General features: G+C 72.2%; 9 protein-coding genes. 6 read left to right on the top strand and 3 right to left on the bottom strand.

Annotated elements, in window-relative coordinates; all coding sequences use genetic code 11:
- Nucleotides 1–32 precede the first annotated feature (32 nt).
- Entirely contained in the window at nt 33–902 is an 870-nt protein-coding gene (locus tag IEZ08_RS10295) for a putative RNA methyltransferase (protein ID WP_068920648.1), read from the top strand.
- A 180-nt stretch (nt 903–1,082) separates the two neighbouring features.
- Nucleotides 1,083–2,849 (top strand): S9 family peptidase, encoded by a 1,767-nt coding sequence (locus tag IEZ08_RS10290; protein ID WP_068920647.1) that lies wholly within the window; start codon nt 1,083–1,085, stop codon nt 2,847–2,849.
- A gap of 44 nt (nt 2,850–2,893) precedes the next feature.
- Here the strand turns inward: IEZ08_RS10290 and IEZ08_RS10285 are convergent, their stop codons facing one another.
- The gene (locus IEZ08_RS10285; protein ID WP_229803025.1) at nt 2,894–4,435 is read right to left on the bottom strand and encodes a PP2C family protein-serine/threonine phosphatase; all 1,542 of its coding nucleotides are present in this window, start codon (nt 4,433–4,435) and stop codon (nt 2,894–2,896) included.
- A 122-nt stretch (nt 4,436–4,557) separates the two neighbouring features.
- On the opposite strand from IEZ08_RS10285, the gene IEZ08_RS10280 reads away from it, so the two are divergent.
- From IEZ08_RS10280 to IEZ08_RS10270, 3 genes are all read left to right on the top strand, one after another.
- The gene (locus IEZ08_RS10280; RefSeq protein WP_189242055.1) at nt 4,558–8,751 is read left to right on the top strand and encodes a HAMP domain-containing protein; all 4,194 of its coding nucleotides are present in this window, start codon (nt 4,558–4,560) and stop codon (nt 8,749–8,751) included.
- 3 nt (nt 8,752–8,754) lie between these two features.
- A complete protein-coding gene (locus IEZ08_RS10275) occupies nt 8,755–9,387 on the top strand; it encodes a response regulator (protein WP_068920645.1) in 633 nt (210 codons plus the stop codon).
- A gap of 154 nt (nt 9,388–9,541) precedes the next feature.
- Complete coding sequence (locus tag IEZ08_RS10270; protein WP_068920644.1) at nt 9,542–10,207, top strand: class I SAM-dependent methyltransferase; 666 nt, start codon at nt 9,542–9,544, stop codon at nt 10,205–10,207.
- 72 nt (nt 10,208–10,279) lie between these two features.
- Here IEZ08_RS10270 and IEZ08_RS10265 read toward each other — a convergent pair whose 3' ends face one another.
- Nucleotides 10,280–11,632 carry an NYN domain-containing protein gene (locus tag IEZ08_RS10265; protein WP_068920643.1) on the bottom strand — a complete coding sequence of 451 codons (1,353 nt, stop codon included), beginning with the start codon at nt 11,630–11,632 and terminating at the stop codon, nt 10,280–10,282.
- Nucleotides 11,633–11,837: 205 nt separating this feature from the next.
- Nucleotides 11,838–14,618, bottom strand: coding sequence for a sigma-70 family RNA polymerase sigma factor (locus IEZ08_RS10260; RefSeq protein ID WP_189242054.1), 2,781 nt, complete (start codon nt 14,616–14,618; stop codon nt 11,838–11,840).
- Between the two features lie 149 nt (nt 14,619–14,767).
- Between IEZ08_RS10260 and pyrE the strand changes: the two genes are divergently transcribed.
- On the top strand, nt 14,768–15,304 hold the full coding sequence (gene pyrE, locus IEZ08_RS10255) for an orotate phosphoribosyltransferase (protein WP_068920641.1): 537 nt from the start codon (nt 14,768–14,770) through the stop codon (nt 15,302–15,304).
- The last annotated feature ends 42 nt before the right edge of the window (nt 15,305–15,346 follow it).

The following is a 15,346-nucleotide window of genomic DNA, read 5'->3' as shown; positions in this document are numbered from 1 at the left end:
ATCACGCCGCCGCGAGGCGGGATGATGGGGTCATGCTGGCTGACGTCGTCGAACACCTCATCTGCCCGGTCTGCGGAGACGGGATGGCCCTCGGTGACCGGGCGCTCCGCTGCCCCCTGGGGCACGCGTTCGACCTCGCGAAGCAGGGTTACGTCAGCCTCCTGACCGGCTCGCAGGTCCCGGGGACGGCCGACAGCACGGCCATGGTGGCCGCCCGGGACGACTTCCTCGGGGCGGGCCACTTCGCCCCGCTCGCGGACGCGGTCGCCGACGCCTGCCGTACGGCCCTGCGAACCGAGGGCACGGGCGGCGCCGGGACCCGGGCGGGGAAGATGATCCTGGACGCCGGGGCCGGGACCGGCTACTACCTGGCCCGGGTGCTCGACCGCCTGCCGTACGCCACCGGGATCGCCCTGGACATCTCCAAGCACGCGATCCGGCGGGCCGCGCGGGCGCACGCCCGGCTGGGGGCGGTGGTGGCCGATGTGTGGCGACCGCTGCCGGTGCGCGGCGGTGCGGCCGATGTCCTGCTGAATGTTTTCGCCCCGCGCAACGGGGCAGAGTTCGCGCGCGTGCTGCGGCGCGACGGCGCGCTCGTGGTCGTGACGCCCACACCACGACACCTGGAGCCCCTGGTGGAGCGGCTGGGCCTGCTGTCGGTGGACGAGTCGAAGGAGCGCCGGGTGGCCGAGAGCTTGAGCGGTCACTTCACCGAGACCGCGCGGAGCGCGCACGAGTTCCCGATGCGCCTGGATCACGGTGCGGTCGAGGCCGTCGTGGGGATGGGGCCGAGTGCCTGGCATGTCGACCCGGCGGCCATACGACGAAAAATCGCCGAACTCCCCGAAATAAGCGAAGTGATCGCGTCTTTTCGCATGTCTACCTTTAGAGCATGCCAATGATCAAGAGGATAACTTGACACGTCACTTCGGGACGCATGTTACTGAAGTGACATTTAGCCCGAAATTCCGTTATTCCACAGCGAACAAGTGAGGGAAGCGACATACTGGACGGCGATCTGGCAGGAAGCGCCCGCATGTGTGCATCCAATGCCTTGATGGCCTTGATGGAGGGACCGCTGAATGAAGGCGGAGGAACGCTGGCAGGCCAGGTTCCGGGCGCCGCGCGTGACGCTGCCCGTGTGGGCGCGGCAGGCCCCCGCTCGCGCGGTGTACCGCGGTAACGCCTCCGGTGCCTGGGAGGTCTACGCCTGGGACCGTTCGGAAGGCGTCGTCCGTCAGGTGACCGCGCGTCCCAAGGGCACCTCGCACGGCACGATCGACCCCACCGGCCAGTGGATCTGGTGGTTCGCCGACACCGACGGCGACGAGTGGGGCACCTGGATGCGCCAGCCCTTCACCGGTGGCCCGGACGAGCCCGTCGACCTCGACCCCGGCCACCCCGCCGGGATCGCCCTGTCCGCGGCGGGTGACGCGATCATCGGCACGGCGCGGCCCGGCAAGGGCTTCACCGTCCACATCGTACGGCCCGGCTCTCCCGGGAAAGTGATCTACGAGCACGTGGAGGCCGCCTCCGTGGCCGCCGTCTCCCCCGACGGCTCGCTGATCGCGATCAACCACAGCGAGCACGGCGACGCCCGGCACCCCTCCCTGAAGGTGGTACGGCAGTGCGGCGAGACGGTCGGCGAGCTGTACGACGGCCCCGGCAAGGGCGTCGCCGGCCTGCGCTTCTCCCCCGTCCCGGGGGACCGGCGGCTGCTCGCGCTGCACGAGCGCCGGGGCCGCCGCGAGCCCCTGGTCTGGGACCCCGTCACCGGCGACCAGCGGGAGATCTGGCTGCCCGACCCCGGTGACATCACCGCGGACTGGTACGACGACGGCCGCTCCCTGCTCATCGTCCGCGCCCACCGCGGCCGCACCCACCTCCACCGCTACGACCTGGCCGGAGGCGTGCTCACCGCGATCGAGACCAAGCACGGGGTGATCGAGGCCGCCGCGCCCCGCCCCGACGGCTCGGTGGAGTACTCCTGGTCCAGCGGCTCCCACCCGCCGGTCGTGCGGTCGACCAGCGGCCAGGTGGTGATGAACCACTCCGGGCTGCCCGCGCCGCCCTCCGTCCCGGTCGAGGACGTGGACGTCGACGGGCCGGGCGGGCGCATCCACGCCCTGGTCTCGCGGCCCGAGCGCGGCGCCGGGCCGTACCCGACGATCTTCCTCCTGCACGGCGGGCCGGCCTCGCAGGACGACGACTCCTTCGTTCCGCAGGTGGCCGCCTGGGTGGACCACGGCTTCGCGGTCGTGCGGGTCAACTACCGGGGTTCGACCGGGTACGGCTCCGCCTGGCGCGACGCCCTGTCCGGCGACGTCGGCCACATCGAGCTGGCCGACGTGACCGCCGTCCGCGAGGCGATGGTCGCGCGCGGCCTGGCCGACCCGGACCGGCTGGTCCTGGCCGGTTCCTCCTGGGGCGGCTACCTCACGCTGCTGGGCCTGGGGACGCAGCCCGGGGTGTGGGCCGCGGGCCTGGCGACGGTCCCCATCGCCGACCACGTGGCGACCTACGAGGACGAGCCGGAGTCGCTGCGCGCCTACCACCGCGCCCTGCTCGGCGGCTCGCCCGCCGAGCAGCCGGAGCGCTACGCGGCCTGCTCGCCCATCGCCTACGTGGACCGGGTCGAGGCGCCGGTGCTGATCCTGGCCGGGGAGAACGACCCGCGCTGCCCGATGCGGCAGGTCGAGTTCTACGTGTCCCGGCTCGCCGAGCGGGGGCACCCGTACGAGATCTACCGGTACGACGCGGGCCACGGCTCGCTGGTCGTCTCCGAGCGCATCGCCCAGATGGCGGCCCAGCTGGACTTCGTCCGCAAACACGTGAAGCCGGTCGACTGACCCTCCCGGTCCTGCCGGTCCTGCCGGTCGCCCCCTCCGGGGCGTCAGCGGGCGCGCAGCACCACGATCGCCATGTCGTCCGCGCTCGGCTCGGGCGCGAAATCCTGTACGGCGCGGCGGATCCGCGCGGCGACCGCCCCCGCCGACAGGCCCGCGCACTCGGCCAGCAGCTTCGCCAGCCCCCCGTCGTCGTCGAGGAGCCTGCCGCCCCGGCGCCGCTCGGTCACCCCGTCGGTCACCGCCAGGAGCACGTCACCGTGGTCGAGGTGGACCAGGTCCGCCTCGAAGGTCACCTCGGGGAAGACGCCCAGCAGCGACTGGGACGTCACGACCGGCTCCACCACGCCGTCGGGCTTCAGCCGCAGCGCCTCCGGGTGCCCGGCCGAGACCAGCCGCAGCTCCAGGCCCGTGGGCACGGGCGTGATCTCCCCGTGGAGCAGGGTGAGGAACCTGGCCCGCTCGCCCTCCTCCAGGATCGCCTGGTTGAGGCGGCCCAGCACCGCGGCCACGCCGTACCCCTCCCTGGCGAGCAGGCGCAACGTGTGGCGGGCCAGGCCGGTGACCGCGGCGGCGACCGGGCCGGTCCCGCAGACGTCGCCGACCGCGAACCGCCAGCTGCCGTCCCCGGCCGCGAACAGGTCGTAGAAGTCGCCGCCGACCTCGTTGTTCTCGCCCGCGGGCTCGTAGACCACGGCGGAGTCCAGTCCCGGGATCTCACCGGGTTCGTCGGGCGGGAGCAGGCTGCGCTGCAGCGCCTGGTTGGCCTCCGCCTGCTGGGCGTAGAGCAGGGCGTTGTCCAGGGCGAGCGCGGCCCGGCGGCTGATGTCCCCGGCGTACTGGATCACGTCCTCGGCGAAGCGGTCGGAGCGGCCCAGGCACATCACGCCCAGCCCGCGCCCGCGCGCCAGCAGCGGGACGACGAGCACGTGCGAGTCCCCGAGCTGCATCGAGCCGCCCGTGTCCGGGATCCGGATCGTGGCGAGCTCCTCGCGCAGCCCGTCGATGCGGGACTCGTCGGTGTGCCACAGGTAAGGGGGGCGCTGCGGCCCGCCGCCGTCGGTCCACGTGTAGACCGCGCACCAGGCCGCCAGCCGGGGCACCGCGATCTGCGCGATGATCGCGGGCACCATGTCCGGGTTGAGCGTGCCCGCGAGCAGGTCGCTGGCGTCGGCCAGGAACCGGAGCCAGCCGATCGGACCCCGGCCCGGTTCCTCCTCGGTCCACTCGGTGGTCACCTGCCCGGCGGAGCCGGGCAGCGGCAGCCGGGCCCAGTGCGTACGGTGTTGCCCCGAGAAGGTGACGCCCCACTCCTCCACCGGCGCGCGGGGGCCGGCGGCGCCCGCCTCCCCGGCGCCCTTCTGCCGCACCTCCACCTGGACGCCGTCGCCCATGTGGTTCCAGACGACCTCGAACGGCCCGTCGACCACCTGGGCGGCGAGCTCACCGGCCAGTTTCTCGGCGTCGGCGCGCACGGAAACGGCGGCCCAGGCGGTCATCACCTCCCTGGTGAACCGCCTGGCCGCGGGCACGGCTGTCTCTCCCGGCGCGAAGGTCGCCGCCAGGACGGCGCGAGGAACACTGGTCACTGTTCCGTGATTACCACACTTCCCACTGACGTGGGGTAAACCAATGGCAGGGTCTGTGGGTCGCGCACCGTGACAGACTGGTACAGCCCGCGGATGCCCCCCTCGGGAGTCAAGGAGGTCTAATGACCATGGCCGACGCGATGCCCGCCGACATCGAGGAACGTCGCTACACGGAGTCCGACCTGCAACCCCTCCTCCAAACCTTGATCACTTGGAGGGACGGCGACTTCCGGCGTCGGGTCCCCCACGCTCCTCCTGGAATCCTGAGCGAGATCCGCCTCCTCCTCAACGAGGTCGCCGACCGCCGCGAGCACCTGGCCAACGAGCTCCACCGGGTCCGCCGCGAGGTCGTCAAGGAGGGCCGCTTCGGCGAGCGCCTCTCCCCCGGTCCCGGGGTGGGCTCCTGGGCGGAGAGCGTCGACTCGGTCAATTCCCTGATCGACGCCCTGGTCGGGCCGGTCAGCGGGGCCGCGGACGTGATCGACGCCGTGGCCAAGGGCGACCTGTCCCGCCGGATCGACCTCGACCGCAGCTCCCGCGGCGAGGTGCGCCGCCTGGGCAAGGCCGTCAACGGCATGGTGGACCAGCTCTCCCTGTTCACCTCCGAGGTGACGCGGGTGGCGCGGGAGGTCGGCACCGAGGGGCGTCTCGGCGGCCGGGCCAACGTGCGGGGCATGTCCGGCAGCTGGCGCGACCTCACCGAGGCCGTGAACACCATGTCGAGCCGCGTCTCGGCCCAGGTCCGCGACATCGCGCTGGTCACCACCGCGGTGGCGAAGGGCGACCTGAGCCGTAAGGTCACGGTCGACGCGGTCGGCGAGATGTTCGAGTTGAAGAACACCGTGAACACGATGGTGGACCAGTTGTCCGCCTTCGCCGAGGAGGTCACCCGCGTGGCCCGCGAGGTCGGCACCGAGGGCCAGCTCGGCGGCCAGGCCCAGGTCCGCGGCGTCTCCGGCGTCTGGAAGGACCTCACCGACAACGTCAACGTCATGGCGGGCAACCTGACCACCCAGGTCCGTGCCATCGCGGCGGTCTCCACCGCCGTCGCCCAGGGCGACCTGTCAAAGAAGATCACCGCCGACGCCCAGGGCGAGATCCTCCAGCTCAAGGACACCCTCAACACGATGGTGGACCAGCTGTCGATGTTCGCCGACGAGGTCACCCGGGTGGCCCGCGAGGTCGGCACCGAGGGCCAGCTCGGCGGCCAGGCCCGCGTGCGGGGAGTGTCGGGCGTCTGGAAGGACCTCACCGACAACGTCAACTTCATGGCCAACAACCTGACCTACCAGGTCCGCAACATCGCCGAGGTCACCACCGCCGTCGCCAACGGCGACCTGACCCGCAAGATCGACGTGGACGCGCAGGGCGAGATCCTCGCCCTCAAGACCACCATCAACACGATGGTCGACCAGCTGTCCAGCTTCGCCGCCGAGGTGAGCCGGGTGGCCCGCGAGGTCGGCACCGAGGGCCAGCTCGGCGGCCAGGCCCAGGTCCGCGGCGTCTCCGGGGTCTGGAAGGACCTCACCGACAACGTCAACTTCATGGCGAACAACCTGACCACCCAGGTCCGCCAGATCGCGGCGGTCTCCACCGCCGTCGCCCAGGGCAATCTCTCCAAGAAGATCACCGCCGACGCCCAGGGCGAGATCCTCCAGCTCAAGGACACCCTCAACACGATGGTGGACCAGCTGTCGCTGTTCGCCGACGAGGTCACCCGGGTGGCCCGCGAGGTCGGCACCGAGGGCCAGCTCGGCGGCCAGGCCCGCGTGCGGGGAGTGTCGGGCGTCTGGAAGGACCTCACCGACAACGTCAACGTCATGGCCAACAACCTGACCACCCAGGTCCGCAACATCGCCGAGGTCACCACGGCCGTGGCGAAGGGCAACCTGACCCGGAAGATCGACGTCAACGCGCAGGGCGAGATCCTCGCCCTCAAGACCACCATCAACACGATGGTCGACCAGCTGTCCAGCTTCGCCGCCGAGGTCACCCGGGTGGCCCGCGAGGTCGGCTCCGAGGGCAAGCTCGGCGGCCAGGCGCGGGTGGAGGGCGCCGAGGGCATCTGGAAGCGCCTCACCGAGAGCGTGAACGAGCTCGCCGGCCGCCTGACCACCCAGGTCCGCGCGATCGCCGAGGTCACCACCGCCGTCGCCCAGGGCGACCTGACCCGATCGATCAGCGTCGACGCCGAAGGCGAGATCGGCGAGCTCAAGGACAACATCAACATGATGGTGTCCGTGCTGCGCGACACGACGACCGCCAACCAGGAGCAGGACTGGCTCAAGTCCAACCTGGCCCGGATCTCCCGGCTCATGCAGGGCCACCGCGACCTGATGGAGGTCGCCCGGCTCATCATGAGCGAGCTGACCCCGCTGGTCTCCGCCCACTACGGCGCGTTCTACCTGGCCGACCCCACCGGAAACCACGACCTGCACCTCATCGCCGGATACGGCACCACCGCGGCCACCAGTCCCCGCAAGCGCTTCGTCGTCGGCCAGGGGATCGTCGGCCAGGCCGCGTTCGAGGGTAAGCGGATCCTGCTGCCGAAGGTCCCCGCCCAGTACCTCACGGTGGACACCGGTCTCAGCACCTCGGTCCCCGCGCAGATCGTCGTCCTCCCGGTCCTCTTCGAGAACCAGGTGCTCGGCGTGCTGGAGCTGGCCTCGTTCGAGGAGTTCAGCGAGGTCCACCACGACTTCCTGAACCAGCTCGTCGAGACCATCGGCGTCACGATGAACACGATCATCGCCAACTCCCGGACCGAGGACCTGCTCACCGAGTCCCAGCGCCTCACCACCGAGCTCCGGGAACGCTCCGACGAGCTCCAGCGCCAGCAGGAGGAGCTGCGCCGCTCCAACGCCGAGTTGGAGGACAAGGCAGCGCTGCTGGCCAAGCAGAACCGGGCCATCGAGATCCAGAACTTCCAGATCGAGCAGGCCCGCCGCACGCTGGAGGAGCGCGCCGAGCAGCTGGTCGTCTCCTCCCGCTACAAGTCCGAGTTCGTCGCCAACATGTCGCACGAGCTGCGCACCCCGCTCAACAGCCTGCTCGTCCTGGCCAAGCTGCTGACCGAGAACGCCGAGGGCAACCTCACGCCCCAGCAGGTGGAGTTCGCCCGGACCATCCACGGCGCCGGTTCCGCGCTGCTCCAGCTGATCAACGACATCCTCGACCTGTCCAAGGTCGAGGCCGGGCGGATGGACATCCACCCCCAGCAGATCCCCCTGTCCAAGCTCGTCGACTACTGCGAGACCACGTTCACCCCGCTCGCCCAGGACAAGGGCCTGTCGTTCACGGTGGAGGTGGACCCGTCGGTCCCGACGGACCTCCGCACCGACGAGCAGCGCCTCCAGCAGGTGCTGCGCAACCTGCTCTCCAACGCGATCAAGTTCACGCCCAAGGGCGAGGTACGGCTCCGCGTGCTCTGCGCCCAGCCCGGCATCTCCTTCGTGGACGAGACCCTGCGCGACGCCGAGGGCATCCTGGCCTTCGAGGTGGTGGACACCGGTATCGGCATCGCGGCCGACAAACTGGAGGTCATCTTCGAGGCGTTCCGGCAGGCCGACGGGACCACCAGCCGCAAGTACGGCGGGACCGGCCTGGGCCTGTCCATCTGCCGCGAGATCGCCCGCCTGCTCGGCGGCGAGATCCACGTGGTCAGCGCCGTGGGACAGGGGAGCACCTTCACCCTGTACCTGCCGACGGCCTACGGAGGCCCGCTGGCCGCCCGCGACGGCGGGGCGGTCCCCCCGATCGCCGACGCCGTCCCGCGCACCCCGGCCGCGTCCGCCAAGGTCCTCGAGGAGGGCTCCGAGCTTCCGGAGATCCCGCTGCCCGAGGTCATGCCCATGCCGCTGCCGCACTTCCCCGAGCACGACGGCCAGGCGTGGACGGGTGAGGACCCGCTCAACAGCGCCAAGATCCTGATCGTGGACGACGACATCCGCAACGTCTTCGCGCTGACCAGCGTGCTGGAGCGGCACGGCGCCACGGTGGTCTTCGCCGAGAACGGCCGGGAGGGCATCGAGCAGCTGGAGCGGAACGAGGACGTCGCCCTCGTCCTGATGGACATCATGATGCCGGAGATGGACGGCTGGGCGACCACCTCCGCGATCCGCCGGATGCCGCAGTTCGCCGATCTGCCGATCATCGCGCTTACCGCTAAGGTCATGCAGGGCGACCGGGAGAAGAGCATCGCATCCGGCGCCTCCGACTACGTGCCCAAGCCCGTCGACGTCGACCGCCTGCTGGAGCGGCTGCGCGGCTGGCTCAGCCGTGGCCGGGCGACCAGTGACACACGCGAAGGGGCGTGATCGATGCCCGACAGAGCCAAGATTCTCCTGGTCGACGACCGCGAGGAGAACCTGATCGCCCTTGAGGCCATCCTCAGCTCCCTCGACCTCGTCCCCGTCCGCGCCCGGTCCGGGGAGGAGGCGCTGAAGGCCCTGCTCAGCACCGAGTTCGCACTGATCCTGCTGGACGTGCGGATGCCGGGCATGGACGGGTTCGAGACGGCATCGCACATCAAACGCCGCGAACGCACCCGGAACATTCCGATCATCTTCCTGACGGTGGTCGACAGCGCGCCCGACTACGCCTTCCGCAGTTACGCGGCCGGCGCGGTCGACTACCTCACCAAGCCCTTCGACCCGTGGGTGCTGCGGGCCAAGGTCTCGGTCTTCGTCGAGTTGTACAACATGAACCGCCGCCTGGCCGAGCAGGCGGGCATGCTCCGCGAGCGCCTGACCGCCGAGCTTCCGCCGGGCCAGGCCGGCGAGCAGGGCTCCGTGCTCCCCGAGCTCTCCCGCCGCCTCACCGCCGTCGAGAGCGAGCTCGCCCGCGTCCGCGAGCTGGCCCGCAAGTCGAACGACCTGACCCTCACCGGCCCCCTCTCCGACCTCGCCGACCGCCTCAACCACCTCCGCGCCGGCTTCGACGCCCTCACCTGAGGCTTCCGTACGGCGCGGGGTGCGCCCGCGACGCGATCGACGCCGGTACGGCGAGCCGGAGCGGCTTCCACGAGTGGTCTCCCGGAGCCGGTTCCCGGGGCCGCGCGGGATGGGCGGTCGTTGACGAGGGCTGCCGTGCAGGAGAAGTTGGGGTATGACTGATTGGCGGCGTGCCGGGCTGGTCCCCGTGGTGTACGACGTCGGGGTCGAGCACGAGCGGATCGGCACCATCGGCGGCAGGCTGCTGTGGGGCGCGAACCTGAAGCGCTTCTACCGTGGCATCGAGGAGCTGCGGACGCTCGCGGACGGCGGGAATGTGCTCGACGTCCCCTGCGGTGGAGGCATCGCCTTCCGCGGACTGCCCAAGGAAGGCCCCTACCGTTACGTGGCGCTCGACCTGTCTCCGGTGATGGTGGGGCGGGCACGGGCCAACGCGGCGCGACACGGGAAGCGGGACATCGTCTTCCTGCGGGGGGACGTGACCACGCTGCCGCACCCCGCGGGCGCCTTCGATCTGTGCCTCACCTACTTCGGCCTGCACTGCTTCCCCGATCCGGCGGCGGCCCTGGCGGAGATGGCCCGCGTCCTGCGGCCGGGCGGGCGGCTGCGGGGAACCTCGATCGTGCGCGGAGGCGGCCTGCGGCAGGATGCCTTCATCTCGCTGTTCCGGATGAGCGGGGCGTTCGGGACCGTGGGGACGGCCGGGGATCTGTCGTCCTGGCTCTCCGCGGCCGGATTCGACGACGTCGGCGTCGACCGCGACGGCGCCGTCGCGTTCTTCTCCGCTCGGCGGACGTCCGCGCCCTCGGGTACGGCGTAACCGGCTGTTCCCGCAGACGCCCGGCGACTCCCTACGGCGCCGGGCCCTGAACGGCGCCGTATCGGCGCACGGTCAGCGGCGGGCCTGTTCGAGGGCGTCCCAGAAACCCCGGCGCAGGGCGTGGCGGACCTCGTCGTGGAGGAGGAAGTCGATCGGCAGGGAGGAGCCCTGCAGGAGGCGGGCCTCAAGGTCGGAGGGCATGCGGGGTTTGCGGGCCAGGACCGCCTCCAGCCACAGGGCCGGGGCGTCCTTGGCCACGGACTCGCCGAAGTCGTGGCCCTCGGTGTGCGCGGCCTTCACCGCGTCCGCCAGCGTGGTCGCGCCGCTCGTGGCGGCGCCCTGGGCCGGGACGGGCGCCGCCTGGGGGCCGGTGTAGGAGCCGGCGGCGGGCTGCGGGCCCGTGTAGGGGCCGGCGGCCTGGTAGCTCGACATGCCGCCGGTGCCGCCCGAGGCGTACTGCCCGGAGGAGCCGGAGGAGTACGGCGAGGCGGCCGGAATCGGGCCGGTCGGGTTGCTGTGCCCGGCGGGCGAGGCCGGCGGGACCGGTGAGGAGGACGCCGAGGAGGATGCCGGGGCCGCGGCGGACGAAGACGGGGTGGACGAGGACAGGGGCGGGGGGGCCGGAGCCGCCGGGGCGGACGAGGTGGCCGGACGTTCCTGGGCGTAGCCGGGGTAGGCGGGCAGCGCGGGCGGGGAGGCGCTCGCTCTGGACGGCTGGGCCGGTGACGCGGGGCCGGCGGCCGGGGTGATGCCGTTGGCCGGCGTGGAGCTGCCCGACGGGAGGCCGTTGCCGAGCGGGGCGGGGGTGCCCAGCGCGGCGGGACCGGCGACGGCCTGGTGGCCGTTGTTCGGCGCGGAGCCGTTGCTCAGCGCCGGGAGCTCGGTGACACCGGTGTTCAGGGTGACGTACGGCCGCAGATGACCGCCGCTCATCTCGATCAGGTCGTCGCACTCCTGGCGGAGCGAGCGGGAGATGGCCCAGCCGCCGTCGGCGGCGACGTGCACCAGGGTGATCCTGATGCCGAGGTCCTGGGCGTCGCAGACGACCTGGGCCAGGTCCTCGTCCCCGCTGACCACCACGGCGTCGCAGATCGCGTTGTTGCGGGCGAGCGTCAGCAGATCACGGTGGACCTGGGCGTCCACACCCTCGCGGCGGCCCGGGCGGATGCGGGACAGGCGGAGTTTGAGACCGGGGATGTCGGCCAGGGTGTCGTGCTCGGGGGTGTGGCGGCCCTCGACGGTCGCCTCGTACCAGTAGCAGCGCAGCAGCGGCAGCCCCGTGCGCTCCCTCGACAGGTCGGTGAGGAGCTGGATCAGGCCCGGGTAGTCCCAGGAGACCGCCTCTCGGCGACGGGTTCCGTGCACGGCCATCGCGCCGTCCGCCAGGAGGTAGCCAGCGTCCACGAACAGCGCGCAGCGATCCACGCGACACCGCCCTTTCTACGCGGCCCGACCCTACGGCTCAGACAAGCTCGACAAGGCCCTGAGAGACCGGGCAGGCAGCCCGTCCTCAGGGTAATCAAGCCATTGATCGTCCGAAGGCGAATCCCGACGATTCCACCATCACTCGACCATCCGCCGGAGCGTTCACGCAGACCGTACCAGTTTGTCCCGTTCTTGGAACCGTTCATTACAAACGGGCCTGCACCTGCACCATTGCCACTCCGAACAGTACGGCGTCGCGGCGGGTGCTCACCCTGATGACCGGCGCGCGGCCCAGTGGGACGCGGAAGCCGTCGACGTCCACACCGGGGGTCGAGCGGGTGCCCAGTGCCCCCGTGGAGGAGCCGTCGAAGACGTTGCCCGGGTCCCGGCTCCCGCCCTCCGGGCGGAGCGCGCCACCGCGTTCCATCGTCACACGGTCCCCCTTCAGCCCGGCCTCGCCGCCCCAGGCCACCAGGCTGACCCGGGCGGGCGCGGCGGGCGTCAGCCCGCCCAGCGGGACCTGCGCCGGTGTCGCGGGGCCGACCGCGGCGACGGTGTCGACGACGACCGCCTGGCTGTACGGCCGCCGCGGATCGGCGGCGATGACCACGAGGCTCCACCCGGCGTACCGGGCGGCCCCGTTCCGCACCGGGACGTCGGCCACCCAGTAGCGTCCCCTGAGCCGGTGCACCAGCCGGGTCACGTCGGCGAACGCCTGGTACGCCCGGCCGGTCGGCAGCCTCCGCTCCGCCGTCCGCACGGCCCGCACCCGGGTGTAGTGCTCGTCCCCGGGGGCCTTGAACTTGACCGGCCCGGCGGCCGGCGCGCTCGCCGACCAGTAGAGCCCGGCCCAGACGACCCGGCTGCGTTTGGGCAGCACCAGCCGTGCCGCGCTCGAACTCCCCGTCGACGGGTCCCGGTCCAGGTCCACGGAGCGCATCTCCTCCGGCCTCTCCCTGGGTCTCTTCTCCGGTCCCGAGCCGCCGCTCCCGGTCTCACCGCTCTGGATCCCGCTGCTCCGAACCGCGCTGCTCCGGATCACGCCACCGGGTGTCCCCTCGGCGGACTCCCTCTCCCCGCGAACCTTCCCCCGGTCATTCCCCCGGTCATTCCCGTGGTCATGTCCGCGGTCGTTCCCGCACCGCCGATCGGCGGGCGTCTGCGCCGCGCCTCCGATGACGCGCGCCGAACCGGTGGGCGCCCGGGACAGGAGAGTGTTGCCGATCGCGGCGGTGGTCACCCGGCCGTCGGTGGCGAAGCGGGCCGGCGCCCCGGTGGCCCGTACCCCGCTCGCCGAGACGGCCGTCGCCTTCGCTTCCCCGCCGGTGATCCGGACCGAGAGCGCCCCGCCCTCGGGCGCCTCCGGTGAGACCGTCACCCGGAGAAAGATCGCGGTGGACCGGCCCGCCGCCAGCGGGCCGCGGGTGCAGCGGGCGCCCGCGGCCACCGGACGGCAGGACCAGCCGTCGACCGTGCCGACGGGTCCGCCGGACGAACCGGCGCTCCCCGGGAGGGCGGGTCTCGCCCTGGTGAGCCCCGCGTCAGCGGATCTCGTTTCGGCGGGTCCCGCGTCGGCGGATCCCAGGACCGTCCCGGCCCGCCCGGTCACCGCGCCCATGCCGACCGAGGCCGTCACCACCACGGGAGCGGTCAGCGCGACGGGACCGACAGCGGAGATCGTCCGGTTCCGTCGCACCCGCGGGAGCAGCGTCACCCCGTCCGGAAGGACGACACGTGCCACGAGCTTCCCGCTCTGGCTCGTACCGGCGTTGCGCAGCCGTACGGCGACCATGCCCTGCTCGGACCTGACCAGCGCGCCGAGCGCGTCGATCCGGGCGACCAGGCGTGCCGCGGGGGCGGGGCCCGCCTCCGGCCGGGGCGCGGGTTCCGCCCGCCGGCCGAACGGCGGCACCACGACCGTGGACCTGCCGGGCTCCGGCGTCTCCTGCCCCGGGGGCCCCGGATCGCCCGGCGGCGAGCCCTCCGACGGCGGCGGGCCGTCCGGACCGGGCTGCGCGACGATCGGCGCGGGTATCGGGGTGGACGTGTGGGCCGAGCCGAACAGCACCGGATCGCCCATGGTCATCACTATCAGCGCCACGGCCAGGGTGAGAGCGACGGCGGCGCCGGTGGCCGCGCCGATCTGCCGCCATCTGCCGGGCTCCCGCCCCCACCCGATCACGCTGCCGAGCAGACCGCCGCCGCGGTCGGTCCGGCCCAGCGCCGTGAGGTACCCGCTCAGGGTGGAGCCGGCGATGAGGGGGCCGACGATCACCCGCAACCCCTGGCTGACGTCGTTCAGCTCCATGAACACGACACGGCAGTCGGCGCAGCCCTCCACGTGCCGGTCGACGGAGCGGCTCTCGCGCTTGGCCAGGCCGCCCCGGACGTAGGCGCCCATCTTCGCCAGCACCGCGCGGCACCCCTGGTGGGGCGTGCCGGCCAGATGGGTGCGCAGGCACGCCTGGCGCAGCCCTTCCAGCGCCTGGCAGGCGAACGACGGCACGGCGTCCTGCGGGAGGCCGAGGAGGAGCCCGACCTCGGCGGGATCGGCCCGCTCCACCTCCGTGTGCCACAGGACGAGCTGCCACCGCTCGGACAGCGAGAGGAAGGCCCGGGCGACCAGTGAGCGCTCCAGGCCGGTCAGCGCGGGATCGACGAAGGGAACGCCGGGATCGAAGAGCTCGATCTCGGTCCCGGCGCCCTGGCCGTCCTCTCCTCGTCCGCGCTCGTAGGCCGTACGGCGCAGCGCGGTGAGCAGGTAGGGCCGGAACGCCTCCCGGGGGCCGCCGTCCCGCCTGATCAGGTCGAGGAGTCTGGTGAACGTCTCCGCGAGGATGTCCTCGACCTCTGCGGGGGTGTGCACGAGCTGCCTGCTCAGAGCCCGCGCCGCCGCCACATGCCGTTCGTAGAGGCCGACATAGGCCGCCGCGTTCCCGCCGCGGATCGCGGCGAGCAACCCGGCGTCGCTCTGGAGCGCATCCATACTCATTGTGACCTCACCATTACCCACTGTTGCCACGCGGGTTCATTCCGCACTCCGTACCCGGGCTAAACCGGGATGCGGCCTTTACCTCGCCGACCGGCCGCGGGGCGGCGCGGACCCGCCGCCGGAGCGGCCCTAATCTTGTCGGCATGAGCGATCGTGAGAGCCTGCTGGCCGAGATCAAGAACAAGGCGGTGGTACACGGCAAGGTCGTGCTGTCCTCCGGCAAGGAAGCGGACTTCTACATCGACCTGCGCCGGATCACCCTTGACGGGACGGCGGCACCGCTGGTGGGCCGGGTCATGCTGGACCTCACCGAGAACCTCGGCTACGACGCGGTGGGCGGGCTGACCCTGGGCGCCGACCCGGTGGCGGCGGCCATGCTGCACGCGGCGGCGGCACGGGGCCGCGTGCTCGACGCCTTCGTGGTCCGCAAGTCGCAGAAGGCGCACGGCATGCAGCGCCGGGTCGAGGGGCCGGACGTCGCCGGACGCCGGGTCCTGGTGGTGGAGGACACCTCCACCACCGGCGGGTCCCCGCTGACGGCGGTGGAGGCGCTGCGCGAGGCGGGCGCGGAGGTCGTGGCGGTGGCCACGATCGTGGACCGCGGGGCCGCCGCCGCCATCGGCGAGACCGGTCTGCCGTATTTGACCGCCTACACCCTGGAGGACCTCGGCCTGGCCTGAGAACCGGCCGTCAGGCCGGGGAGCCCGTCACTCGCGGGAGGC

The sequence above is a fragment of the Planobispora rosea genome (genome assembly GCF_014648175.1).
Classification (GTDB): domain Bacteria; phylum Actinomycetota; class Actinomycetes; order Streptosporangiales; family Streptosporangiaceae; genus Planobispora; species Planobispora rosea.
This window is presented reverse-complemented; position numbering and strand designations above follow the sequence as displayed.